We start from the raw sequence: 25,781 nt of genomic DNA, 5'->3' as shown, positions 1-25,781 counted from the left end.
AGTCGTGATTTAGTCAGGCGCTCACTGGCTTCATAATTGCGCCGGATACACAAAAATTTCGGATAGTGTTACCATATTTTATATGTTATTTGTAGATTGGAGTGAACGACATGGCAGCCATTATTTGCCCAAACTGCGGTGAATCAATTCCTGCAGATTCTGCTACTTGTCCTAATTGCGGCTACCAATTGAGTCAAGTTAAAACAGGAACCGCCGTACAGGAGCCACAGAAAGATCAAACGCAATCCCGAGGGCAAAGGGTAGTTGCTTATTTCAAAAAGGGTGGTCATTTTTTGCTGAAGCACAAGTGGCTCATAGTGCTCTTGAGCTTCTTCTTTGTTTGGCTGCTGTTCTTTATTTTTCATCAGTACCAAATACACCTGCAAGAGCTTCGTGCTGAACAGCAAACAGTGTCGATGGTGAATAGTCTAAAAGAGCAAAATGAAACCATGGCGGCGCAGGAAGAGCAAATTCAAGAGAGTCCGCAAAAAGGACCGCAAGATTCCAAACGGCCCATTTTGTTATTGCACGGTTATGGCGGGTCTTATAATTCAGAAAAATATATTTCCGCAAGCCTGAATCAAAGCCATTTCGCTAAGCAGCAGTTAATCGTCTACGTGGATAAGCGGAGTCATATCCGGCTGATTGGCAAGTATCAGCCAACGGTTGCCCATCGCGTGATTATTCCAATCGTGATGGCGAGGAATCGCGCCGGTGAGTTCTACTACAGTACGATGCTGGCAAAGATCATGCCAAAACTCCACCGGAAGTATCACATTAAGAGCTACGATGCAATTGGCCATTCAATGGGATCATATGCCTGGATCGACTATTTTGAAACGCATTTGCGTCCAACGAGTCAGATTCAGCCGCATCGGCTAGTCACGATTGCCGGACCATTCGATGGTATTTTGAATTTGCACAAATCTGATCAACCAGCGGATAAAACACCAGTTGGGCGTTTGTGGGATGATCGAGTAGGCGAAAATTCCCTCGAAAAAAATGGCCGTCCGAAAATTGAACACCCGGAGTATCGGCATCTTTTAAAGTACAACCATCGTTTACCAGAAGGACTTTCGATTTTAAATCTCTATGGGAATTTAAAAAACGGGACTGACAGTGATGGTCTCGTGACAACGACGAGTGCCCGCTCATTAGGATACTTGGTTAAAACCAGTCGCGTTAACGTTAAGTATCAGGAAAAACAAATTACCGGTCCTAACGCACAGCACAGTCTTTTACACGTAAATAATGCCAAGGTTAACCGTTTAATTAAAAACTTTTTGCTCTATTAGTAATGTACGATTCTGACAGGCAATGTATGGTGGTGAATGATTTTTTATTATGGATTCTAGTATGGACAGAAAACATCAATATTTATCAGCAAACGATCACAACGGTTCAGCTGAACAGACGGTGAAACCGAAACACAAACGGATTGCCTGGCTGGATATTGCTAAGGGTCTGGGTATGGTTGCGGTGGTTTGCGGTCATAATATGCCGCATTTTATTATGAATAATGACGCAAATCGATACTTGTACAACTTTATTTACTGGTGGCACATGCCATTATTCTTTTTGATTGCTGGCTTTTTTTTAAAACCCATCGATTTATTGGATGTTCAAAAGGTTTTGACCTTTCTCAAGAAACGGGTGTGGCCAATATTCAGCAGTTACTTTGTTGCCGGCTTCTTACTCATTATTGCGTATAAGTTTATTCATAATAAGTCGATCACGTATAGTTTGACTTACGTCTTGGACCTTTTTTATGGTGGTCAGACCTTAAAGCATTACACGACTATCTTCTGGTATCCGGAGACTTATATCCTAGGGATCATTGGTACGGTCGCAATCATTAGCCTCATCCGGTCCAGGTTTTTGCAGCTCGTCATTGCAGCGTATTTCATTTATTGGTCTACCGGGTATGTTCACGAAACGAAATTTCAGTTTTTCGGCGTCGTGACAGCACCCTGGGATATAGACGTTGCCGTGTTAGTCATTGCCTATATGCTGGTGGGCTATAATTTGTTCTACTTCTTTAAACACTATTTAACCAAGTGGTACGTCTTTATACCGTCAGTTGGAATCGTCGGTTGGCTATTCATGCAGTTGAAGGACCAGAAACTGTCGTTCTTACTCTTTATGCGCAGTCACCAAATTTCGGGCACCTACCAAAACGTGCCCGTTACCCATCTTCAATTAGCCTTGATGGTAGGGCTTATTCCGCTCTTATGCAGCTTAGTGGTTTTTGGTATTAGTGACATTATCGCATTTCCTCTGCTATTTACCCGGCAAGCTGCGAAGACTTGGCTATTTCCGGTTCAATTTCTTGCTAAATCTTTGACCATCGCTGGTAAACACACTTTAATTATTATGTATATGCATAAAATGCTTTTGGATGTGCTGCGCCGTATTCAGGTTAATTCCTTTTGGGTACAAGTCCTGATTGCAACAGTGCTGCCGGTACTCATTGGGATGGCATATAAACAGTTCAAAATCCACCACGCTAATGAATGGCAACTTAATTGGTTCAAATGGCCAGTGAAGTTCAAGCAGCAGGAAAAAGATAAATCTTAATCGGTATGGGTATCAAAGGTTCCAGCCAACACGCAATTTTATTTAAAAAATGCCTACTTCGAAAAGAGTTCGAAATAGGCATTTTTTCGTTAAGTTCTAGACTCTAACGAGTTTGTCCCAGACATTGTTGAACAGAGTCTTGCATTTCCCTTAATTTTGCTATTTTTTGCTTCATCCGTGACGTAAATTACGTATAGTAAGTTTAGAGACAAAGACCTTTTTTTCGATCGGAGTGACAAAAATGACAACGATAAATTGTCCAAATTGCGGCCGCTCAATTCCAGCAGGATCAGCTTTCTGTCCGGATTGCGGCTTCAAATTAAACGAGTCTGACCCAGTAGCATCCCGTCTAGTAAATGAAAACGAGACGCAGCTGCGACGGCAGAGACGAACTGCGTATAATTGGCAGCAACGCCTGATCCCTAATTTGATTCATTTGAAACAGGTTGGCCGGTTCATGGTGAATAATGGCGGATTTCTGCTAATTACCTACGCAGCGACCCTTATCCTCAATCAATGGCGCTGGGAAATCCTAGGTTTGTTCCTTTTAACTAGCTATTTATTCCCGCTATTGACCGGTCAAGAAACATTTCGGCGTACTCAACGCCACTTGGTGAATCACGAGGCGCCAGGCCATCAGCAATCCAGTGAGCCCGACCCGTTAACTCGGATACAGCCGGAACCGCGGGTGCAGAAAACAACGTATCAACAACCACCAGTCAAACAAAGGCGCCGTCATTTTACGTCTAATTCGGAGTTTAGAACGGGCAGTATCATGATTATTCCAAGCTTTGTCTGCTACTTGATTGCTCGCCAAGTGATTACAAGACGGGGCATTCAGGTGGATCAAATTTTTAACCAAATTAGCCTGGGACCGACTGCTTACATTTACTTCATTAGTTTAGGCTTATTGGGTATTTCTACGGCAATGGTGCTCGGCGGTTTAGTCAAATCAATAACCCATCATCAAACTGGCGGCCAACGGTCTAAACGCTGGGGGATCGTCATCGCGGCTATAACGATCCTCTTAGCCATAGCCATGTATCAAAATGCGGTTACCGCAACTTCAGCAGGGGCAATTGCCAGTGCTGTGGGGGCTTTTCTAATGCCATTCCTCCCTTGGATAGCGGCAATTTGCTATGGAATAGGTATCATCAAAAATATAATTACGCCTCAAAGGCTATAGTATGCAAAAAAGAGTTTTCCTTAGCGAATAAGGAAAGCTCTTTTGTATGCTTGAATTAATGGTGACGCTGTTTACCAGCATTTCGATTACGATTGCGTTTATCTTGAGAAACCGTGCTTGGCCTAACAGTTGTTTGAGCCGCTGTTGCCGTTGATGTTGGCGTAGCAACAACTGGTTTTGGTTTAACAACCTTAGGTGGATTTTTCTTCATTTCAGCTTCAATTTCCCGCCGGATCCGTGGCCGATACAAATTAATGATCAGCGTTTGGACACAGGCGAAGATCCCACCGATGAAGAAGTAGAGCCCTAAACCGGCAGAGGTTGAAATCGTGAAGAACAAAATCATCACTGGACTGACGACCATTGTCATCCGCATCGCTTTTCGCTGATCGGCAGGCATACCGATCATTGAAAGGTAACCTTGGAGCAAATAAGCTAGGAATGATAAGATAGCCAGTAAAATTGACGATTTCCCTAGTGGAATTCCCATAAAGGTTGACGATGAAAGTTCAGGTGAATACTGAATAGCTGCATACAAGGCTGCAAAAATCGGCATTTGAATCAGCAAAGGTAAACAGCCGATCCCACCGGTCATACTAATTCCGTTTTGGCTATACAGCTGCATTATTTCCTGACCAATCGCATTCTTTTCTTCAGGTGTAGTAGCAGCTTTTTGCCGCTTTTGGATTTCAGTTATTTGTGGTTTAATTGCCGAAATCTTTTCCTGCTGAACGGTTGAACTGCGTAATTGGCGAACCATCAGTGGCAGCAGTACCATCCGAACAACTACCGTAACCACGATAATCGCCCAGCCGTAAGAATGGCCTAACATGCCGGCCAGCCATTCCATGACGTGCTGGCCGGGAATAGCAAGGTAATCATACACTAGACCGTATGGCTTACCGCTCTTGGTCCGTTGCACACAGCCGCTTAGCAGTGGCAGCAGTGCAGCTACCGCAAGTCCCAATTGTAAAGGTTTTTTTGATTTCATTGACTATTATTCAAATCCCTTCTAAACAAATTCATTATTATATAGTAGCGAAGTTCTCAAAAGATGACAACATGATAAATCTTACTTGATATGAAGGGGTTTTTCAATCAGTAATGGTAAATTTTTTAAAGTCTTCAACATTTCGGTTGGTCACGGTGATGTTTCTGACTTTGGCGTAGGGTGTCGGCGACTTTTTTAAGGCTTCAATAAAGGCGTGGAGAGTGGTTTCATCAGCCTGCGCACGAACCGTAACTGAACCATCCGACTCGTTTTTAACCCAGCCTGCGACTTGCAGCCGGTTAGTTAACCGGGCGGTGGTCCAGCGAAAGCCAACTCCTTGGACCCGTCCGTGAATTGAAATTATGACAGATTTCATCTTTATGCTCCTTAATCGTGATATTATAGTCAATAGTATCAAAAATCGGAAGGAAGAGGCAGTTCATGATCGAAGAAATTACATCTACTCAAAACACTAAAGTAAAAAAGTGGCAGCATTTAACCACTAAGAAGGGTCACCAAAAATTTCATCAATATCTGGTGGAGGGCTGGCATATCGTTGGTGACGCCATTGCTGCTGAACAGCCAGTGGTACAAATTATTGCTACTGCTGAACAGTTGAACATTCACCAGCATCAGTTCCCAGAAAACGTAGAAACGTTTGAAATCACGGATGAGATTGCTAAAAAATTATCGGACACGGTCACTCCCCAAGGTATTTTTGCCGTGCTGGACATCTTGGCAGCAGAACACATCGATCCAGAAACGGCGACTGGTGCATGGTTATTGTTAGATCGAATTCAAGACCCGGGTAACATTGGCACTATGGTTCGGACCGCGGACGCTGCCGGATTTAGGGGCGTTGTTTTTGGCGATGGCACCTCCAGCCGGTACACACCAAAAGTGGTTCGGGCAATGCAGGGCAGCCAATTTCATATTCAGCTGACTCACGGTAAGCTTGAAGACTGGATTAGCGCCTTAGAAGCACGGCAGATTCCCGTTTATGGTTCCGCACTGAATGAAGACGCGGTGGATTACAGTACCGTCACGCCCCAGTCAGAGTTCGGCTTGATTTTGGGTAATGAAGGCCAGGGGATGTCCGAAAAGCTGATGACCCAAACTACTACTAATCTGTACATTCCCATTAAGGGCCAAGCGGAATCCCTGAACGTTGCGGTTGCCGCGGGTATACTGATGTTCAAATTGAACCAAAAATTAGCTTAAATCGCCTATTTTAGAGTATTTTGCTTGCAATATAATGTTATATTAAGTATAGTTTATTCAGATAAACTTACAAAAAGTAAAGGAAGCGTTGTATGACACGAAATGATTGGCGCCAAGACTCAGAATACGTTGCTTTAGTCGGTGATCTGTTGGCTAAGCCAGAAGTTCAAAAACTGGCTAATTATACCCAGCACCATCACTCCAATCGGTTAGATCATTCCATCTCCGTTTCTTATGATAGCTACTTAATTGCTAAAAAACATCATCTCAATGTTCGTGCAACGGCACGGGCAGGATTACTGCATGATTTATTTTACTATGATTGGCGGACAACTAAGTTTAACTTGGGTTCTCACGCCTTCATTCATCCACGGGTGGCTTTACGAAATGCAGAGAAACTAACTGAACTTAGCCCAATGGAAAAAGACATCATTCTCAAGCACATGTGGGGTGCAACTGCTGCACTGCCTAAGTATCGCGAGAGTGTGATCGTCAGCTTAGTTGATGATAAGGAAGCCGTTGAAGAATTCTTATCACCGATGAGAAAGCGCGTAACAGCTTGGCGGAAACGTAACGTTGACCGCGTATTGAATTTGTTAGACAAATAGTTGGACTAGATTAGGGGTGTTTACATGGATCAAGTCGTTGACAAGACCACTGACGCCACGAACTTCGAGCTTTGTCCGAAGTTTGAGTGGACGTTTTCGATTTTAGGAAAAAAATGGAACGGTCTTATAATTGACGTATTATTAAATCTCGGGCCTCAACGATTTAAAGACATCGCTAATAAGGTCAGCAAGTGTTCTGACCGGGTGTTAGTTGAACGCCTGAAAGAATTAGAAAGCGACGGCATCGTGATGCGAAAAACCTACTGCGACTCCGCGCTGATTGAATATGCGCTGACGGAAAAAGGTCAGGATTTAGCAAGTGTGATGAAGTCGATTCACGGCTGGTCAGAAAAATGGTGTGACAATCAAACCACACCGGAGGTTGACCAATGCCATCAACCGCTGTAAACTAGTGATTGTGTAAATTGAACAAATGCAATGAGGGAAGATCAGTAGTTCTAATTCAATCACAGAGATGCGGGTATTTAGTGGAAGTTCGCAGTTTGATAAGAATGAATTCACTTTCTGAGCAGAGGTTGGGCGTTACTCACGTAACAAATAATCTTCCGGTTAATTAACCGTTATAAAATTACCGAGTGTACTTTATTAAAGTAAACAAGGGTGGTACCGCGAAAGCTTCGTCCCTTTATTTGGGACGGAGTTTTTTTATTTTGTTAAGGAGGGTCAGACATGACACTGAAAGACCAGCTGGATAAGATCCGGCAAGAACGAAAAGAAGATATCAAAGACGTAGGTGATCTAAAAAAATTAGATTCACTGCGGGTAGAATTATTAGGTAAGAAGGGGCCAATCACACAGGCACTTCGCGGCATGCGTGATTTACCTGCCGACGAGCGGCCAAAGTTTGGTCAGTTCGCTAACAGCGTCAGAGATGAACTGCAATCTGCCATCGAAACTCGCCGGGATGAATTAAAAAAGGCAATGCTTAACAAGCAGTTGCAAAACGAAAAGATTGACGTGACGCTGCCGGGCAAGCCTGTTGCTCAGGGACAGCCGCACGTTATCCAGCAAATTATTGATCAAATCGAAGACCTTTTCATCGGAATGGGCTACCAAGTATTATCTGGTCCTGAAGTTGAAGAAGATAAGTATAACTTTGAGATGATGAACTTGCCCAAGGATCATCCAGCTCGTGATATGCAGGATACGTTCTACATCACTAAGGAAATCTTGATGCGGACACAAACTTCCCCAATGCAAGCCAGAACCTTGGAAAAGCACGATTTCAGTAAGGGACCGTTGAAGATGATCTCACCAGGGGTCGTTTATCGGCGGGATACTGATGATCCAACTCACTCCCACCAGTTCCACCAAGTGGAAGGAATCGTTATCGACAAGCACATCACCATGGCTGATTTAAAGGGTACTCTGGAATTAATTGCCCACGAATTATTTGGTAACCGGTTTGACATTCGTTTGCGGCCCAGCTACTTCCCATTCACGGAACCGTCAGTCGAAGCTGATATTACCTGCTTCAACTGTGGCGGTAAGGGCTGTGCAGTTTGCAAGTACACTGGCTGGATCGAAGTTTTAGGTGCCGGTATGGTACACCCGAACGTGTTAGAAATGGCCGGCGTGGACTCGGAAGTTTATGGCGGTTTTGCCTTTGGTCTTGGCCCAGATCGGTTTGCAATGCTGAAGTACGGTGTGGATGATATTCGGAACTTCTACTTAAACGATGTTCGCTTCCTCAACCAATTCTCAAAGAAAGGATAATCAGCCAAAATGAAAATCTCTTACAGTTGGTTACAAGAATATTTAGATCTTCAAGTCTCACCTAAAGATTTGGGTGAAAAAATTGAACGTTCCTCCGTTGAAGTTGACTCTGTGACTCAGCCCAGCGATGGTTTAAAGAAAATTGTTGTCGGTAAAATTATTTCTATGGAGCCGCATCCAGATTCAGACCATTTGCAGGTTTGCCAAGTGGACGTTGGCGATGATGAATTATCCCAGATCGTCTGCGGTGCGCCTAACGTTGCAACAGATAAGAAAGTCATCGTTGCCTTACCAGGTTCACGAATCGGCGGCAACGTTAAGATCAAGCGTTCTAAGATGCGCGGCGTGGTTTCTAACGGTATGATCTGTGCCCTGGATGAAATTGGCTTTTCGAAGGACGTTGTCCCTAAGGAATGGGCAGACGGGATTTACTTCTTGCAAGACGATGCTAAGGTCGGCGAACCCGTTTTCCCATACTTAGGTATGGACGACTACCTCATCGACGTTGACGTTACGCCTAACCGTGGTGACATGCTGAGTGTTTACGGTGTTGCCCGGGATTTAGGTGCCATTTACGCTCAGACTCCTAAGCTGAATCACCCCAAGGTGGAAGAAGTTGCCACACCAGCATCGGATAAAGTTTCCCTTGATGTTGATGAAGATTTAGCACCCATTTATAAAATGCGGGTCGTTAAAAACGTCAAAATTCAGCCAAGTCCTCGCTGGCTGCAAATCAAGTTGTGGAATGCCGGTATCCGGCCAATCAACAACGTGGTCGATGTCACTAACTACATCTTGCTGAAGTATGGTCAGCCACTGCACGCCTTTGATTACGGCAAGGTTTCCGGTTCCACAATCAAAGCCCGTTATGCTCAAAAGGGCGAAAAGCTGACAACTTTGGACGAAGCAGAACATGATCTTGATGAAAAAGACATTGTGATTGCTGATGATCAAAAGCCGATTGCTTTAGCCGGTGTCATGGGTGGTTTAAACTCTGAAATTGACGATCAAACAACTACGGTAGCCATTGAATCAGCTGTCTTCACACCAACTTTGATTCGGAAAACTGCTCAGCGTCAAAACCTGCATACTGATGCCTCACAGCATTTTGAACGCGGCGTTGACCGTGGCGGCGTTGAAGAAGCAGTTGACGCGGCAGCTCAAATGATGCATGAACTAGCTGACGGTGATGTTTTAAAGGGAATCGTCACAGGTTCAAGCTACGACGTCAAAGACGTGGTTGTTAAGGTAACCTTGCCACGTGTGAACCACGTGTTAGGTACTGAATTGAACTTGGATCAAGTAGCTGATATTTTCAAACAGCTTGGCTTTGGTGTTCAAGTTGATGGCGAAACATACACCGTCAGCGTTCCTTCCACCCGCTGGGACATTCATATTCCAGCCGATCTACTGGAAGAAGTTGCCCGGATCTACGGCTACGACAAGATCCCATCAACGCTGCCAAGCGGCCCAACCACCATCGGTGCGTTGACTGAAAAGCAGAAGTTGATTCGTGATTCTCGTCGTGTGCTGGAAGCGTTGGGACTGAACCAAGCGATTTCCTATGCTTTGACGACTGAATCCAAAGCGGGTCAGTTTATGATGCGGGAAAGTGCTGAGACTCAGCTAAGTTGGCCAATGACGGCTGACCATACGACTTTACGGATGAATTTGATCAGCGGTTTGCTGGACGACGTGGCCTATAATAATGCCCGTCGTGTGAAGGATGTTGCTTTGTACGAACAGGGTCGGGTCTTTTACAAAGATTCAGCCGATCAAGTTCGCCCAAGTGAACACGAGCATATTGCGGGTGCAGTTAGCGGTCAATTAGTGGTCGATCCATTAAAGAACGCCAAGAATAACGCCATTGATTTCTATCAATTAAAGGGAATCGTTGAGAAGTACCTGGATAATTTGGCCATTAAGGGTGACGTCGACTTTGTTGCCACCGACCGTTATCCGGAAATGCACCCTGGCCGGACAGCTGACATCTTGATCCACGGTCACTATATCGGGTTCATTGGTCAGGTTCATCCAACCGTTGCTGAAGCCTACAAGATCAACCAAACCTACGTTTTCGAACTCGACTTGGATGCACTGATCGAAATGCCAAAGGATATGAACCAGTTTGAACCAATTTCCAAATATCCTTCTATCACGCGGGACGTGGCTTTGCTGGTCGACAAGTCCGTTACAAACGCACAGGTTTTAGCCCAGATTCAGAAAAAGGGCGGTGCCTACCTGAAATCCGTTAAACTGTTTGATATTTACGACGGTAAGAACTTACCAGGCGGCAAGCAGTCACTGGCTTACACACTGACGTATCAGAATCCAAATGCGACGTTGACGGATGATGAAGTTAACCAAGCTTTTGAAAAGGTTCAAAAGACGCTGACTAGTGAACTAGGAGCAGAAATTAGATAATTAAATCATCGGTTTGGCGAGATGAATATTCTTTCACCATCGTTCAGATGAATCAGTTATCAAGGGTGATTCAACCCGTTATTCAAAAAACGCTAGAACTTGCAAAATCAAGCTGTTCTAACGTTTTTTGCTTTGAAAAATTGGGCAATTTAGTTGGCTGTTCTGTTTCAATTTTCTTAAGTTCACCAGATTTTTACTGCATTGACACTTAAAATCTTGTATAATGGTGCAGATATTGAAAGAACGGAACGGAGGAAATACTTTGGATAACGACAAACAGCCCACTTCCAAGCGGCCGGGGAAGAAAAAAATGTCGACTGGACAAAAGATTATTACGGGAGTCGTTAGTATTTTGGCAGTTTTGCTGGTTATTAGCGGCATCGTTTTCTATCATTACTTTCAGTCAGCACTTAAACCATTGGATCCTAAAAGTGAGGAAGTTGTGCAGGTAGATATTCCCATGGGGGCTTCCAGCAAGCAGATTGGTTCAATTTTACAGGATAAGAAGATTGTTAAAAATGGGTCAGTCTTTAACTACTATGTCAAATCGCATAACTATTCTGGACTACGGGCCGGTTATTACCAGCTAAAGGCTTCGATGACGCTGAATCAAGTAGCTAAACGGCTTCAGCAGGGCGGTACCAGCGAACCCATCCAAAGTACTAAGGGAAAGGTTTTGATCCCTGAGGGTGCCGGCATTGCGGATGTTGCCAACAAGATTTCCTCAACGACTGATTTTAGTAAGGGTGAATTTTTAAGTTTAATGAAAAACCAGTCGTACATGAAGTCACTGGAAAAACAGTATCCAAACCTATTGTCATCATCAATGGCAGCTAAAGATGTGCGTTATCATTTAGAGGGATATCTCTACCCCGCAACTTATATTGTGAATAAGCATATGTCACTGAAGTCTCTAGTGAATCAGATGGTAGCACATACCAATGACGAATTATCACCGTACTATAAAAAAATCAAGAAACAGAACTTAACGGTTCAGCAAGTATTGACCTTGGCTTCGTTAGTTGAACGTGAAGGTGTCAGCCAGTCCTATCGGCGTCAGATCTCAGGGGTCTTCTTTAACCGAATCGACCAGGGGATGCCGCTTCAATCCGATGTTGCTGTAGAGTACGCTATTGGACACCATAAGCAGCACTTGTCTGCTAAGGATCTGCAGTCCGACTCGCCATATAACCTTTACAAGTTTGCAGGCTATGGCCCGGGACCGTTCAATAATCCTAGTATGTCGGCCATTAAGGCGGTTTTGAACCCTTCTGATCGGAGTAAGGGCTACCTCTATTTTGTGGCCAATACTAAGACTGGCAAGATTTACTTCTCAAAGACGTTAGCAGAACACAATAAACGTGTAGATTCACTATCCAAAGTTAATAATTAGTTATTTTATATTGAAGGGATCAACTTAATCATGTCAGTACAACAGTCAAGACCAGTGATCATCGGTGTTACCGGTGGCTCTAGCAGTGGAAAGACTACTGTTAGCCGTGCGATTTACGACCAATTGCAAAATGAATCAATCATGATTTTGCAGCAAGATGCTTATTATAACGATCAGGCGAATATGACAATGGCTGAACGTAAGGCAGTCAATTACGACCATCCATTAGCGTTCGACACGGATCTGTTGATTGAGCAGTTAAAACAGCTGCGGGATAATCACGCTATTGAAAAACCCGTGTATGATTACACGCAGTATACCCGTAGTGCACAAACGATTCATCAAGAGCCAAAGGACGTTATCATTCTTGAAGGCATCCTGATTTTAGACGATGAGCGTTTGCGTGATTTGATGGATATTAAAGTATTTGTTGATACGGATGATGATATCCGAATCATTCGCCGGATCGAGCGTGATATTAAGGAACGTCAACGTGACCTCGACGGTATTATCAAACAGTATTTGACGACCGTAAAGCCGATGTATCACCAATTTGTGGAACCAACCAAGCGTTATGCTGATTTAATTGTGCCAGAGGGTGGCGAGAATCAAGTTGCAATTGACTTGCTGACGACAAAGATCCGATCGATCCTGGTTCAAAAGAAAAAGGGGCGCCCTAGTAAATAGGTCCCAGTAAAACAGGATTAAAGCTTGCATGAACCACTGTCGCATGATATTGTAGGCGTCAGAAAACTATAAAATGTAATGAGGTGCTATTTTGGCTGAACAAAAAACGTATCCTATGACCGCTGATGGTAAGGTCAAGTTGGAAAAAGAATTAGAAGATTTAAAGATGAACAAGCGCCCGGAAGTCATCAAGCGTATCCAGATTGCCCGTGGTTTCGGGGACCTTTCTGAAAACTCAGAATACGAATCCGCTAAGGACGAACAAAGTATGCTGGAAAGCCGGATCACTACGGTTGAACATATGCTTCAATACGCTGACGTGGTTGATAATAACGGTACGGACGAAGACGAAGTTAACGTCGGCAAGAAGGTCACTTTCAAGGAATTACCTGATGAAGAACCAGAAACCTACACGATTGTTGGTGCAGCTGAAGCTGACCCAATGTCTGGTAAGATTTCCAACGACTCACCAATCGCCAAGGGACTGTTAGGTCACAAGGTAGACGAAGAAGTCACGATTTCGATTCCAGCTGGAGATATGAAAGTTAAGATTTTAAAGGTTGAATCTGCTTCGTAATTTCACAAGTGTCAAATAAAAGAACCACTCCTTTGCGAGTGGTTCTTTTATTTGTTTCTACGCGGTTTAATGAGTTAACGTTTCATACAGGAAGTCCCTAAACTTGCAAATTTGTGAAATCTAAGGTATAAATGAGATAAATGTAAGCGCAAACATCGCTGCAAATAAAGGAGACCGCTATCATGAAAATTATTGTTACTGATCAGGCCAGTAAATGGTTTCAAAGTGAAATGGGTCTATCAGAAGGTCGGGGTGTTCGTTTTTACGGCAAAGTGTATGGCAGTACACCAGTTCACGAAGGCTTTTCTCTGGCAATGACACCAGATGATCACCCTGAGAATCCGTACGCAATTACTAAGAAAGACGGCGTTAACTACTTCGTTCCAGAAGATGATCGCTGGTTCTTTAAGGGTTACGATTTAATCATCAATTATGACCCGGAAGTTGATGGGCCAAAGTATAACTACGTTGAAAATAGTGAATTGTAAGTATTGGCAGTCAGTGCCAGGGGTATAAAAAGCAGCCGAATTATCAATCGTGATAATTCGGCTGCTTTTTGTATTTTAATAATGCTTAACGTTGTCGCTGACGGTAAATTGAGAAACCGCAGATTGCCAGACTAATCAAGGTGATCATCAAGCCAATATTTAGCATTGGCGGCCAGTAACGAAAATGAATCGTATGCTGACCACGTTGAAGCTTTAGCGCTGTAAAGATGCCAGCAACTTTAACTGGCTTAGCGGCATGACCGTCAACAGTGACGTGCCAGCCCTTACTATAAGGAATGGTAGTCATCAGTGTAGCCTGCCTAGGTTTCACGTTAACGGAACCAGTCAAACTGCTTTGACTATGCTGACTGATTCGCAGCGGATTGGCGGCCAGCTTTTTTTGACCAGTAGCAAACTGCTGATTGTTGAACTGATAGAGGGTGAAGTTTTGCAGCCACAAAGTAGATTTTTTCAACGTCAACTGTAATTTGACGGGTTTATCTTTTTGATGATCAGCAACGTTGACTACAATCGTATTGCGGTAGGTTGGATACTGGGCCAGAGGATGGTTATTTAAGCTGATGGCAACATTGTCATCCATCAAATTTGCTCCCAGTGTCAGATAATAGGCGTTATTGGTTTTGGGTGTAAAGTTAAAGGTGATAATACCCGGTTTGATCAAATTATTTTTCTGTAAAATGGCACCCGTAAGTTTAGTTTGCTGTTTAACATTTTGAAAAATCACATGGTCAAAATTTTGAGCACTGAAGAGGTGTTCATCTTGGACGTTTCCCGTGAGACTAGACCAAAGGTTGGCTTGATACTGCGTTGGATCCTTGGTGGTGTTCTCTAAACTCAGCACCTTATTACTAGCGAGAAATCCTACTGGCAAGGCATACGGATTCTTGTAAGTGGCAATCATGCCATCTTTACGAACCCGCTGATAATCAGTCAGGTCTGCCCGATTGGAAACGGGATTAACAACGTTGGTTGCCACCGTGCCAGTATCAGTTTGCCGGTTAACGATGTACTTCATATTGAGTAGTGAATCGCTCAACAGGGTACCATTCGTGTAGGTAACAAAACCGTCGCCATCTGGATTACCCATGTCGCCCATAAAGGTTGGCATACTCTTTTCCAGCGTGGATGAAAAGACGGAGCCACCATTGAATTGACCTGACAGCGGATCGTTTTTAGTTCGCATAAACGTTGGTGTCATTCGGTACCAGCTATGATCATGATTAGTGATATCGGCAGACTGTGCTGATAAGACCTGCTGGTAATTCTGGTATTCCGGCTTGGTCACGTAACTGATGCGGTTCAAGCTGTTGACTGCGCTGCTGGACATTTCAATGGCCGCAAAGAGCACAAAGGCCAGCTGATAAAGCCAAGGCCGCTTATTTGGTAAGGCAATTAAGCAGAACGCAGCGACTAAAAGCAGACTGCCAATCAGCATCTGATTTTGACTCAGGAAGGAGAACTGTTTCAGGTTGAGCCAAACATAAGCCACCGTTGCTCCGCAAATCAGGATCGGTAGGATTAGTTGCTTCAACGTTGGCGTGAATTCTGGTTTAAGGGCATTTGCAGCCAGCCAGATTAACCAGAAGCTTACTACAAAAGAGAAGCGGTAAGGGTACCAAATTGGAAACTGCATGCCATGCCATAAAAGGTCTAAAGGTTCAAAACAGAGTGACAGAGCCAAAATTACGGTAACCCCAAGCGCCAGCCACCTGGTTTTTCGGGTGTGATTTTTCTGCAGAAAATAGAACAGCCCGCCCAGCACCATTAGACTGCCGATAAACAGGTTTGGTGTTCCCTTTGGCATTTGGCTGAAGTTAAAACTACCCAAGAAAAACTTAGCTAACATCTTTGGCGGGAAGTATTCGAACTTCGCTGACCAGTCATTTTGGGTATACTGGTTTTTACTGATTCCTAAAGAGTACCAAGTTGGTAGCAACGTGACTGCCGCAATTCCAGCTGCTAGTAGCGAGCCGCTTACAAAGCGAGCGAGTGAAGGAAGCGCGGTTTTACCTGTGCGGGTCTGCGATAACCAATACCACAGGAAAAACAACCCGGCAAACAGACAAACCATGTAAGCCATGTAATAATTAATGATCAGCAATGCGGCTAGCCAGACGACATACGTTCGCATCTTGCCAGTGTCCACCAGCTGGATAATTCCCCAAATGATCAATGGTAAAATGATGACGGCATCGAGCCACATGAGGTTGAGCTGGTTAGCAATCATCCAGCCCACTAAGGCGTAACTGGTTGAGAAAGCCAGAACTGGCAAGTGGTTTTGCACCTTCGTTTTCATAAGCAGCCAAGCAAAACTTAACCCAGCAGCACCGTATTTGAGGATCGTGATCCAAAAAATGGCACTTGGCAGCGTCTTGTCAGAAAACAGGAGTAGAATCAAGTTAAACGGACTTAACAAGTAGTAGGTCCAAACACCAAACATTTCACCGCCTAAAGCCTTTTGAAAAGTATAGAAGAAACCGCTGGGATGACTCAGCAGCGTGTGGCGAAAGTAAGCAAAAAAGTCAACGTATTGCTGCCCGAGATCCACCGTTAGCAACGTTGAATTACCAAACGGTCCCATGCCGCGATAGCTAAAATAACCTGCCATCACTACTGCCGGAATGAGGAAACTCAAAATCAGCAGTGACAGTTTTTCGTGTTGACGAACCCAGTGAATTAATAGTCTCAAAAATAAAAACCTCCGATAATCCCGTAAAATAGCGATTCACTTCCGGGTTTGATTCTAAGTATTTAGCATATCATAAAAAGTTCATAAAAAGTTTTAAAACCGTTCAGTGTTAATGGTTTCGTTACTAAAATTCTGGTAGAATAATGAAGTTAGATAAGGAGCGTTAGCACATTGAAAAATTTCTTTAGTCGAGTTACTCAACACCGAACGTCTCGCAATAAGACGTCGACTACAGCTCAGATTCCGTTTAGAATGAACTTTCTATTCATTATTGTAGGACTTTTATTTGCGGCGTTGATAGCACAATTAGCATATTTACAAATTCTCCACGGCACACAGCTGAAAGCTGAAGTCAGTCGGACGGATAGTACGGTTGAAACCAATAACGTCCAGCGGGGGATGATTTTTGATTCTACTGGTCGTGTTCTGGTCGGTAATAAGACCCATCAAGCCATCAGCTATACCAAGGGCGTCAACGTGATGGCGCCTGATATGTACCGTACGGCTAACCGGCTAGGGAAGTACCTGACCGTACCAACTGGATCATTGACCCGGCGTAACCGAGCTGATTATTACCTGGCATCACCGAGCCGGGAAAAACGGGTTGATTCCCAAATTCCAGGTATCAAAAACGTCGCGCAATCCGATGTTAATGATAAAGAACTTCAGTACTTGTATTCTCATCCTGCTGAATTTAAGCTAAGCAAGCAGCAGAAAAACGATGCAATGATCTATGCCAGAATGAGCGGTGCTTATTCATTGTCTACCACTTATATTAAAGAAACCGGTGTTACCAGCAAGGAACTAGCCGAAGTCGGCGAACACCTTGGTGAAATGCCCGGTGTCAAGGTTGGTACTAGTTGGACCCGTGACTATCCTTATGGCAGTTCGCTAAAGAGTATTTTAGGAACGGTTTCTTCCGAAAAGATCGGGTTGCCGGATAACAAAGTGAATCAGTATCTGGCACAGGGCTATTCTAGAAACGACTCAGTTGGTCAATCCTACCTTGAGGAACAGTACGAACCCGTTTTGAGAGGGAGCAAGTCACAGACCGACGTGGAAGTTTCCGGGACTAAGATCATGAAGGAAGTTAAACGGTACGGCGGCCAAAAGGGTGATAACCTGCAGCTGACGATCAATGCTGGTTTCCAAAAGAAGCTGCAATCCCTAGTGCGCCAGGCTGAAGGTGGTGCCGGTGGTGTATCCACCGGGACATACGCCGTTGTGATGAACCCGAATAACGGTAATATTATTGGGATGGCCGGTGTCGACCGCAATCCAAGCAACCAAAAGATCACTAACAACGCCTTAGGAGCGATCAATAATTCCATTACTATGGGGTCAGTGGTTAAGGGTGCCATGGTTTCTGGTGCCTTAATGGATGGTGTGATTACGCCAACTAACAATACCTTGACCGATATGCCGATTACCGTCGGTGGGACCAAAAAGGCATCTTGGTTCAACAAAAACGGTGGTCAAAACATGGCAGTTAACGCCTCAACCGCGCTGGAAGTTTCCTCTAACTCCTACATGATGCAATTAGCCATGAAGGAAGCCGGCTTCAAGTACTCTGAAGGCGCGGCGCTGAACATGAATCCCAACATTTTCAATACCATGCGCGGTTACTTTAACCAGTTTGGTTTAGGGGTCAAAACCGGTGTCGATCTGCCCGGTGAAACAACGGGGCTGCAAGGTCCAACTACCAAGAAGCATTTAGGAAATGCGTTGGATGAAGCCTTTGGTAACTATGATGCTTATACAACCATTCAAGTTGCCCAGTACATGTCAACGATCGCTAACGGCGGCTACCGAATTCAGCCGCATATTCTGTCGGCTATTCGTGGAACAAACAAAAACGGTGGTCTTGGCGCTGTTAAAGCTTCTGTGACACCAAAGGTGCTTAACCATATCGATATGACATCCGCCGAACGTAAGTTGGTGACTGAAGGGCTTTATGACGTGGTTCACGGAACGAACACCTGGAAGACCGGTGGGGAAATGGATACGATCAAACCAGAAATTTCAGCTAAAACGGGGACTGCCCAAACCTTCTATAAAGGTACCGAAACCGTTACGTTGAGTCTAGCTTCTTACGCTCCTTCGACCCATCCACAAGTGGTTGTTGCTCTGGCAATGCCTAACTTGGACTACAACGCTGAAGATAACAACATGAAACTGGCTAAATCAATTTACCAGGCCTATTGGAATACGGTTCAGTCAACCTCAACGTTGAAGTCGGACACGAATACTGGTAACACTATCTCATCCAACACCGCTACAGCCGGAAACTAATCTTTTCGAAGGCGCGAATACAGACTGTAAAGTAAAATTACTTAACAAATCTAGTATTTAGGCTGGTAATTGGTTTGAATAAATGATAAAATACTACGAGTTAAGGCTATTTGCCAAATCATAAAAACGTAGGGAGGTCACAAGCCATGCGCGTACACATTACATTGGAATGTACCGAATGTCACGAACAAAACTACTTATCAAGTAAAAACCGTCGTAACAATCCTGACCGGGTAGAGCTTAAGAAGTATTGCCCACGTCAACACAAGGTGACGTTACACAAAGAAACAAAATAAAGGCATAGGCGATGAGCCTGCGCCTTTTTTATTATTTAAGGAGGACGACAAGATGACAACTAAAAAAGCAGTCCGTGAACAAATCATTGCAGCGTTAATTGCAATGCCTGATGATGTGCGCCACTTTCAGGCAGGCACGTTATACGAACGGTTATTTGAGTCTGAAGAATGGAATCGAAGTCAAACGGTGGCGATTACGCTTTCTACTGGTTTTGAGCTGAATACCCAGCCAATTATTGATGCTGCTAAGCAAGCTCGCAAACAGATTGTCGTCCCGAAGACATTTAGTGCTGATCACAGCATGATTTTTTTGCCATTAACTGATGCTACGGTGCTTAAAGAATCAGCTTTCGGCATTATGGAACCTGAAAATGGGATTGCAGTGCCGAAAAGTCAAATTGATCTCGTGGTTGTTCCTGGCCTTGGATTCACCAAGAAGGGTGCTCGGCTTGGGTTCGGCGGCGGTTATTACGATCGATTTTTGGCCGATTATCAAGGACGGACGGTAACCCTTGCATTTGAAGCCCAAATGTTTAAAGAACCAACTTGGCGAGTCATCGATACGGATGTGCTCGTACAGCATGTTATTACGAGCCACTAAGGGGGCCAAAAATGCAACAGCAACTTAAACGCTGGTTAGCTGGGCCATACATCACTATTGGATTAATTATCGTGACGTTTCTAGTGTATGGCGCGATGACACTAGCCGGTGGCAGTCAAAATGCTCAGGTACTGGTTAATTTCGGTGCCAAGTATAATCCCCTAATTTTAGCAGGGCAGTGGTGGCGGTTTATTACGCCCATTTTCCTGCATATGGGGTTTGAACATATTTTGTTCAACATGGTGACACTCTATTTCATTGGCATCCAAATTGAAGCTATCTTTGGACATTGGCGGTATTTGGCGATATTCTTACTGTCAGGAATCGGTGGTAATCTGGCTAGTTTTGCCTTTAACCCAAATGCCATTTCGGCTGGAGCCAGTACCGCTATTTTTGGCCTATTTGGCGCTTTTCTGATGCTGGGTGAATCCTTTTGGGAAAATCCCTATATTCGTCAGATGACCAAAACATTCCTGCTGTTTATTGTTCTTAACCTGGCCTTTGGCCTATTTAGTGTTGGCACTGACATGTGGGGTCATATTGGTGGTTTGATTATTGGTTTTCTATCTGGATACATTGTTGGTGTTCCTAAATTGGGACAGATCAGTTCCGTTAAAAGAATTTTAGCTGTAATCGTTACCATTCTTATTATGATTGGGCTATACTATTATGGCGTAACGTTGTAAAATAGAATGGTAATCGTGTGAATTTTCGGAGGATGTCGAAATGAAAACGCTATATGATGTACAACAGCTGTTAAAACGATTCGACATTTATGTTTATGTCGGCAAACGTTTGTGGGATATTGAAGTAATGGCTTTAGAGTTAGACCATCTCCATGACGCCCACGTTATTGATAATAAAACGTTTGCCCATGCCAAATTAGTTTTGACGCATGAGCATCGTCTCGAAGAAGCACGTGAAAACACGAAATAAGTCTGGAGGAAACAAGTTCATGGCAAAGAGTTTGATTGGTATTGATTTAGGTGGGACAACCACGAAGATTGCGTTCGTCTCCCAAGAAGGCGATATTCTACAAAAGTGGAGTATTCCAACGGATGTAAGTGAAAATGGGAAGCATATTGTGCCGAACATTATTGCTTCACTTAAGAAGACAATGACCGATTCCGGTTATACTAAAGACCAGTTTATGGGTATCGGGATGGGTACTCCAGGTGCTGTAGATATTGAAAATGGGACTGTCATTGGCGCCTACAACTTGAACTGGACGACCACTCAGCGTGTGCGTGATCAGATTCAGGCTGGCGTTGGGTTACAGCTTGTTTTGGAAAATGATGCTAACGTCGCTGCGCTTGGCGAATTCTGGAAGGGCGCTGGCGAAAAAGATTCAGACGTGATCTTCGTTACCCTTGGTACTGGTGTTGGTGGCGGTGTTATTGCCGGCGGTCAATTACTGCATGGTATTAACGGCGGTGCCGGCGAAATTGGCCACATCACGGTTCAACCAAACGGGTACCTGTGTACTTGCGGTAAGCGCGGCTGTCTGGAACAATATTCTTCTGCAACTGGAATCGTCCATGTTGCTAAGGATATGGCAGCTGAATTTACTGGTAAATCCCGTTTGAAGGAACTCTTCGATAACAACGAAGAAGTCACTTCTAAGATGGTGACTTATTTAGCTGACAACGGTGATATTTTGGCTAGCCGAATCATTGACCGAGTTTCATTCTACCTCGGTTTAGCGTTAGCTAACTGTGCTAATATTTTGAACCCTGCAAACATTATTATTGGTGGCGGTGTTTCAGCTGCCGGTAACACGTTATTGCAACCAACGACCCGTTACTTCCAAGAAAACACGTTCCCAGCCGTTCGTGATTCAACTCGGATCAAGCTGGCTCAGCTTGGTAACGATGCTGGTGCAATTGGTGCATCATCATTAGCACTCCGGTTTGAAAATGCAGGCGCATAATTAGTTTGGAAGGACGAGATACATGGCTATTGCAGCAATTTCTACATCGACAGTTTATACGGTAATTTTAGTTATTTTGCTTCTTGGTTACTTGGGTTATTACCTGTACGGTATTTATCAGCGTAATCAGGCTGCAACTTTAATTGATGAAAAAACGTTTAGAGAAGGTATGCGCAAGGCGCAAGTCATTGATGTTAGAGAAAAAAAGGAGTTTGATGCGGGTCATATTCTAGGCGCTCGTAACATGCCTTACTCTACCATGCGGGCTTATTATTCTGGTATCCGTAAGGACCTGCCCGTATACCTTTATGATCAAGGTAAAGCAATGAGTTCACGTGCAGCGATTCTTTTGAAGAAACATGGTTACCAAAATATTTATATTTTGAAGACCGGTTACGCACGGTGGGATGGTAAAACTAAAAAATCTGAATAATCAGGTTAATAAATCGTTTTATCAGCAGTAAAATAACTGAATTTTAGCTTTATTTAAAAATGACTCAAGCACGGTATTGATCAGTGTTTGAGTCATTTTAGTTTGGCAATCTTGCGACGCTAACCGTTTTCTTAGAATCAAATTTCTCTAAATAAAAGTAAGCAAAGGCTTTGCCATTTTTATGAGTTGTGGTACTATAGGTTTTGTTGAAGGAATGTTTCAAATAAGAGCTGATGAATTTAACCTTGGCTCTGATGATTGGAATAATCCGAGTTTCACTTTAATTTTATTTTAATCTTATTTTTAGAGGTTACGGTCAGGAAGAGTAATTAAATCGCTTAGGTGCAGAAAGTCCCGGTTGATGAAAAGGGACCCTAGTGATTTAACGAAGTGCGCTTGATCAGAAGCCCGTTTGCTTAATGGCAGACCGTCAGGATACGTTATCGTCCCAGGCTTGAAAACGAGCCGTAAAACACATGTACAGGGTGGAATAGCGATATTAATCGTCCCTATCAGTTTAGAAATAAACTGATGGGGACTTTTTTATTTGCTCAAACTATTCTGGTTTTAAAATAAGGTTGATTATCAAAGTGAAAATTTTAAATAGGGGGGCAAAATCACATGAGTAGCTGGCAAATTATCCAGCATAGTTTACCGCTTTTTGAAAAGGGGTTCGTGCTGACACTTTGGCTATCATTTATCGGGATCATCGGATCAATTATTGTTGGTCTGATATGCAGCCTGTTAAAGTATTTTCACGTACCGATTCTTGGCAGGATAGCAGCCATCTACGTTGAAATTTCTCGAAATACGCCACTGCTAGTGCAATTATTCTTCTTGTATTACGCATTTCCAGTTTTTGGCTTTAAATTAAACGCCGAAATGTGCGGCATTGTTGGCCTGATTTTCCTAGGCGGCAGTTACATGGCTGAAGGATTCACCGGCGGTTTCGATGGTGTTAGTAAAACCCAAGTGGAAACTGGCAAGGCGATCGGGCTATCCAGGGTGCAACTAGCGCGTTACGTTGTTTTTCCCCAGGGGTTCACATTAAGCGTGCCGGCGTTGGCCGCCAACATTATCTTTTTAATCAAGGAAACCTCAATCTTTACGGTCATTGCCATCCCAGAGTTAACCAACACGGCTTTGGATTTAATCGGTATGTATTACCGATCTAACGAGTACTTATTGATGCTGGTTATCGGGTATGCCATTATTTTGATTCCGTTGTCGATTATACTCACCATTCTAGAAAAGAGGGTTCGTTATGGCGCATTCGGGAATTAATGTTTTATTCGAAGGACGTAACCTGATTCGTTTATTTGGCGGCTTACTGACAACGGTTGAAATTGCGGCAGTTGCGTTAATACTAGGTTTGATTTTGGGCATTGTTTTGGGGGTCTTGCGGACGTTCCCTAACCGTCTGCTGCGTTTCGTTCTCCGATTGTATTTGGAATTTTTCCGCATTATCCCTACGGTGGTACTGCTGTTCTTGTTTTACTACATTTTACCCCGTCAATTGGGCGTGAACTTGCCGGCCAACGAGGTGGCCACATTGGTATTTGCCTTGTGGACGGCTGCTGAAATGAGTGACATTGTCCGTGGTGCTTTAATTTCAGTACCAAAGCATCAGCGCGAATCAGGTCTAGCCATTGGTCTTAGCCGGTGGCAGCTTTACCGGTATGTGCTGATTCCGCAAGCCGTGTCATTGGAATTACCAGCCACCATCAACTTAGTGACCAGGGTCATTAAAACCACGTCACTGCTAATGCTGATCAGCGTGATGGATGTCATCAACGTGGGCCAGCAAGTTGTAGAGGCAAATAATCAAAAATATCCAACTGGCGTCTTCTGGGTCTACGGGATTATTTTCGTGATGTACTTTGCTATCGATTACCCGTTATCCTGGTGGGCAAAACGGATGGATAAGAAGAGATTGGAGCGCGCAAATGGCTAAGGAAATATTAAAAGTTGAACATTTGGAGAAATACTATCAAAAAGACCATATTCTTCATGATATTAATTTTTCAATCGATGAAGGAGAAGTTGTTGCACTGCTGGGACCTTCAGGATCTGGTAAGAGTACGCTGATTCGCTGTTTGAATGGTCTGGAGCCGTATCAAGACGGTACCGTGATGTTTAATGGAGAAACAGTGGTGCCAACCGAAAAAAACTGGCAAATCCTGCGTCAAAAAATTGGCATGGTGTTTCAGTCATATGATCTGTTTCCTAACTTAACGGTGCTGGATAATATTTTACTAGGTCCGGTGAAGGTTCAGCATCAACCGCGCGAAACCGCTAAGGCCAGCGCGGAAAAATTACTTGATCAAGTGGGTTTACGTGAATACGAGAACGTGTACCCACGGCAATTGTCAGGTGGTCAAAAGCAACGGATCGCCATTGTCCGTGCATTAGCTCTGAATCCAGAATTAATGCTGTTTGATGAAGTAACAGCTTCACTGGATCCGGAAATGGTTCGCGGCGTCCTGAACATCATTTCCAAACTAGCAGAAGATTCTAACATGACCATGATCGTAGTGACCCACGAAATGAATTTTGCTCAGCAGATCGCTGATCGAGTCTTGTTTTTGGAAGATGGTAAAATCCTGGAACAAACCAAGGGTCAGCAGTTCTTTGAACACCCTCAAACCGATCGCGCCAAGCAGTTCTTGGAAAGTATGGATTTCTAGTGTCGGCATGATTTAATTAATTTACTAACCAGACTTTAAAAACCAACAAATTTTTAGGAGGAAGTACACATGAAGAAATTTGGGTTTAAGAAACTCGTTTTGTTCCTAGGCATCGCTGCCAGTTTAACGTTGGTCTTAAGTGCTTGCGGCAACAACAAGTCCAGCAAGTCGTCGAATTCAGCAAGCAGTAATCCAAGCACGGTGCAGCAAATTAAGAAACGTGGTACGATTCGTATCGCGGTCTTCGGCGATTTGCCACCTTACGGCTGGGTCAATAAGCAGGGTCAGCGTGTAGGTTATGATCTGACATTGGCACGCCAAATTGCCAAAGACTTAAAGGTTAAACCAAAATTTGTTCAAGTTAATGCCAATAACCGGGTGGATGCTTTGAACTCTAATAAAGTTGACCTGGTTTTAGCTAACTTTACCGTGACGCCAGAACGGAAACAAGTCATCGATTTCGCATCGCCATACATGAAAGTTTCTGTTGGGGTTGTTTCGCCAAAGAATAAGCCAATCACCAAGGCTAGTGAACTGCAAGGTAAAAACCTGATTGTTACCAAGGGGACTACGGCTGAGAACTACTTCACTTCCAAACAGCCCAACGTCAAACTGCTGAAGTTTGATTCTAAGACGCAGCAATTTAACGCTTTAAAGAACAACCGTGGTGTTGCGCTTGCGGACGATAATTCTTATCTCTACGCTTGGGTTAAAAACCAGCCTAAATTCACCGTTGGTATTAAGTCTATTGGACTTAAGCAATATATCGCACCCGCTGTTAAAAAGGGTAACAAGTCGCTCCTAAACTGGACCAACAAGGAGATTAAGACGCTGAACAATAAGGGTTTCTTCGAGAAAGATTACAACTCTCAACTGAAGCCATACTTCGGTAAGGAAGTTAAACCAGAAGATATTATCATTAAATAAATCGTTTGAAGTATAA

At 43.8% G+C, this 25,781-nt stretch carries 26 protein-coding genes and 1 other annotated feature; of the genes, 23 read left to right on the top strand and 3 right to left on the bottom strand.

Features of this window, described 5'->3' with window-relative positions; genetic code table 11:
- Positions 1 to 110 precede the first annotated feature (110 nt).
- From JUE95_RS01515 to JUE95_RS01505, 3 genes are all read left to right on the top strand, one after another.
- Positions 111 to 1,295, top strand: a complete 1,185-nt coding sequence (locus JUE95_RS01515; RefSeq protein ID WP_203648755.1) for an alpha/beta hydrolase — start codon at positions 111 to 113, stop codon at positions 1,293 to 1,295.
- Between the two features lie 61 nt (positions 1,296 to 1,356).
- Positions 1,357 to 2,577 (top strand): acyltransferase family protein, encoded by a 1,221-nt coding sequence (locus JUE95_RS01510; protein ID WP_203648679.1) that lies wholly within the window; start codon positions 1,357 to 1,359, stop codon positions 2,575 to 2,577.
- Positions 2,578 to 2,818: 241 nt separating this feature from the next.
- Positions 2,819 to 3,763 carry a zinc ribbon domain-containing protein gene (locus JUE95_RS01505; RefSeq protein WP_203648678.1) on the top strand — a complete coding sequence of 315 codons (945 nt, stop codon included), beginning with the start codon at positions 2,819 to 2,821 and terminating at the stop codon, positions 3,761 to 3,763.
- A gap of 55 nt (positions 3,764 to 3,818) precedes the next feature.
- Here the strand turns inward: JUE95_RS01505 and yidC are convergent, their stop codons facing one another.
- Both yidC and JUE95_RS01495 read right to left on the bottom strand, forming a co-directional pair.
- A complete protein-coding gene (gene yidC, locus JUE95_RS01500; protein ID WP_203648676.1) occupies positions 3,819 to 4,754 on the bottom strand; it encodes a membrane protein insertase YidC in 936 nt (311 codons plus the stop codon).
- 103 nt (positions 4,755 to 4,857) lie between these two features.
- Positions 4,858 to 5,130 carry an acylphosphatase gene (locus JUE95_RS01495; protein WP_203648674.1) on the bottom strand — a complete coding sequence of 91 codons (273 nt, stop codon included), beginning with the start codon at positions 5,128 to 5,130 and terminating at the stop codon, positions 4,858 to 4,860.
- Positions 5,131 to 5,198: 68 nt separating this feature from the next.
- Here JUE95_RS01495 and JUE95_RS01490 point away from each other — a divergent pair, with 68 nt between their 5' ends.
- The 9 genes from JUE95_RS01490 to JUE95_RS01450 all read left to right on the top strand — a co-directional run bounded on the left by JUE95_RS01490 (position 5,199) and on the right by JUE95_RS01450 (position 13,889).
- Positions 5,199 to 5,975 (top strand): TrmH family RNA methyltransferase, encoded by a 777-nt coding sequence (locus JUE95_RS01490; protein ID WP_203648753.1) that lies wholly within the window; start codon positions 5,199 to 5,201, stop codon positions 5,973 to 5,975.
- Between the two features lie 92 nt (positions 5,976 to 6,067).
- Positions 6,068 to 6,583 carry an HD domain-containing protein gene (locus tag JUE95_RS01485; RefSeq protein WP_203648673.1) on the top strand — a complete coding sequence of 172 codons (516 nt, stop codon included), beginning with the start codon at positions 6,068 to 6,070 and terminating at the stop codon, positions 6,581 to 6,583.
- Between the two features lie 24 nt (positions 6,584 to 6,607).
- Positions 6,608 to 6,991 (top strand): winged helix-turn-helix transcriptional regulator, encoded by a 384-nt coding sequence (locus JUE95_RS01480; protein WP_203648672.1) that lies wholly within the window; start codon positions 6,608 to 6,610, stop codon positions 6,989 to 6,991.
- Between the two features lie 21 nt (positions 6,992 to 7,012).
- Positions 7,013 to 7,232: a binding site (T-box leader), on the top strand.
- Positions 7,233 to 7,273: 41 nt separating this feature from the next.
- Positions 7,274 to 8,320: a phenylalanine--tRNA ligase subunit alpha gene (gene pheS / locus JUE95_RS01475; protein ID WP_308440879.1), complete on the top strand. Its 1,047-nt coding sequence runs from the start codon at positions 7,274 to 7,276 to the stop codon at positions 8,318 to 8,320.
- A gap of 9 nt (positions 8,321 to 8,329) precedes the next feature.
- A complete protein-coding gene (gene pheT / locus JUE95_RS01470; protein ID WP_203648671.1) occupies positions 8,330 to 10,744 on the top strand; it encodes a phenylalanine--tRNA ligase subunit beta in 2,415 nt (804 codons plus the stop codon).
- 223 nt (positions 10,745 to 10,967) lie between these two features.
- On the top strand, positions 10,968 to 12,137 hold the full coding sequence (gene mltG, locus JUE95_RS01465; RefSeq protein WP_203648670.1) for an endolytic transglycosylase MltG: 1,170 nt from the start codon (positions 10,968 to 10,970) through the stop codon (positions 12,135 to 12,137).
- Positions 12,138 to 12,167: 30 nt separating this feature from the next.
- Positions 12,168 to 12,824, top strand: coding sequence for a uridine kinase (gene udk, locus JUE95_RS01460; protein ID WP_203648669.1), 657 nt, complete (start codon positions 12,168 to 12,170; stop codon positions 12,822 to 12,824).
- Positions 12,825 to 12,915: 91 nt separating this feature from the next.
- A complete protein-coding gene (gene greA, locus JUE95_RS01455) occupies positions 12,916 to 13,401 on the top strand; it encodes a transcription elongation factor GreA (protein WP_203648668.1) in 486 nt (161 codons plus the stop codon).
- Positions 13,402 to 13,583: 182 nt separating this feature from the next.
- On the top strand, positions 13,584 to 13,889 hold the full coding sequence (locus JUE95_RS01450) for a HesB/YadR/YfhF family protein (protein WP_203648666.1): 306 nt from the start codon (positions 13,584 to 13,586) through the stop codon (positions 13,887 to 13,889).
- 85 nt (positions 13,890 to 13,974) lie between these two features.
- Here the strand turns inward: JUE95_RS01450 and JUE95_RS01445 are convergent, their stop codons facing one another.
- Positions 13,975 to 16,599: a YfhO family protein gene (locus tag JUE95_RS01445; protein WP_235995058.1), complete on the bottom strand. Its 2,625-nt coding sequence runs from the start codon at positions 16,597 to 16,599 to the stop codon at positions 13,975 to 13,977.
- A 252-nt stretch (positions 16,600 to 16,851) separates the two neighbouring features.
- Between JUE95_RS01445 and JUE95_RS01440 the strand changes: the two genes are divergently transcribed.
- From JUE95_RS01440 to JUE95_RS01390, 11 genes are all read left to right on the top strand, one after another.
- Positions 16,852 to 18,891: a peptidoglycan D,D-transpeptidase FtsI family protein gene (locus JUE95_RS01440; RefSeq protein WP_203648747.1), complete on the top strand. Its 2,040-nt coding sequence runs from the start codon at positions 16,852 to 16,854 to the stop codon at positions 18,889 to 18,891.
- A 146-nt stretch (positions 18,892 to 19,037) separates the two neighbouring features.
- Entirely contained in the window at positions 19,038 to 19,187 is a 150-nt protein-coding gene (gene rpmG, locus JUE95_RS01435) for a 50S ribosomal protein L33 (RefSeq protein WP_082593127.1), read from the top strand.
- 52 nt (positions 19,188 to 19,239) lie between these two features.
- Positions 19,240 to 19,788: a 5-formyltetrahydrofolate cyclo-ligase gene (locus JUE95_RS01430; RefSeq protein ID WP_203648665.1), complete on the top strand. Its 549-nt coding sequence runs from the start codon at positions 19,240 to 19,242 to the stop codon at positions 19,786 to 19,788.
- Between the two features lie 11 nt (positions 19,789 to 19,799).
- Complete coding sequence (locus JUE95_RS01425; protein WP_203648663.1) at positions 19,800 to 20,474, top strand: rhomboid family intramembrane serine protease; 675 nt, start codon at positions 19,800 to 19,802, stop codon at positions 20,472 to 20,474.
- A 40-nt stretch (positions 20,475 to 20,514) separates the two neighbouring features.
- Positions 20,515 to 20,724, top strand: coding sequence for a YqgQ family protein (locus tag JUE95_RS01420; protein ID WP_203648661.1), 210 nt, complete (start codon positions 20,515 to 20,517; stop codon positions 20,722 to 20,724).
- Between the two features lie 19 nt (positions 20,725 to 20,743).
- Positions 20,744 to 21,718 (top strand): ROK family glucokinase, encoded by a 975-nt coding sequence (locus tag JUE95_RS01415; RefSeq protein ID WP_203648659.1) that lies wholly within the window; start codon positions 20,744 to 20,746, stop codon positions 21,716 to 21,718.
- 22 nt (positions 21,719 to 21,740) lie between these two features.
- Positions 21,741 to 22,151 carry a rhodanese-like domain-containing protein gene (locus JUE95_RS01410; RefSeq protein ID WP_203648658.1) on the top strand — a complete coding sequence of 137 codons (411 nt, stop codon included), beginning with the start codon at positions 21,741 to 21,743 and terminating at the stop codon, positions 22,149 to 22,151.
- A 621-nt stretch (positions 22,152 to 22,772) separates the two neighbouring features.
- Positions 22,773 to 23,435, top strand: a complete 663-nt coding sequence (locus JUE95_RS01405) for an amino acid ABC transporter permease (RefSeq protein ID WP_203648657.1) — start codon at positions 22,773 to 22,775, stop codon at positions 23,433 to 23,435.
- Positions 23,416 to 24,105, top strand: coding sequence for an amino acid ABC transporter permease (locus JUE95_RS01400; protein WP_203648656.1), 690 nt, complete (start codon positions 23,416 to 23,418; stop codon positions 24,103 to 24,105). Before JUE95_RS01405 ends, JUE95_RS01400 begins: the two co-directional genes overlap by 20 nt.
- A complete protein-coding gene (locus JUE95_RS01395; RefSeq protein ID WP_203648655.1) occupies positions 24,098 to 24,838 on the top strand; it encodes an amino acid ABC transporter ATP-binding protein in 741 nt (246 codons plus the stop codon). Before JUE95_RS01400 ends, JUE95_RS01395 begins: the two co-directional genes overlap by 8 nt.
- A gap of 69 nt (positions 24,839 to 24,907) precedes the next feature.
- On the top strand, positions 24,908 to 25,765 hold the full coding sequence (locus JUE95_RS01390) for a transporter substrate-binding domain-containing protein (protein ID WP_203648654.1): 858 nt from the start codon (positions 24,908 to 24,910) through the stop codon (positions 25,763 to 25,765).
- The last annotated feature ends 16 nt before the right edge of the window (positions 25,766 to 25,781 follow it).

The sequence above is a fragment of the Secundilactobacillus yichangensis genome, from assembly GCF_016861565.1.
Taxonomy (GTDB): Bacteria; Bacillota; Bacilli; order Lactobacillales; family Lactobacillaceae; genus Secundilactobacillus; species Secundilactobacillus yichangensis.
This window is presented reverse-complemented; position numbering and strand designations above follow the sequence as displayed.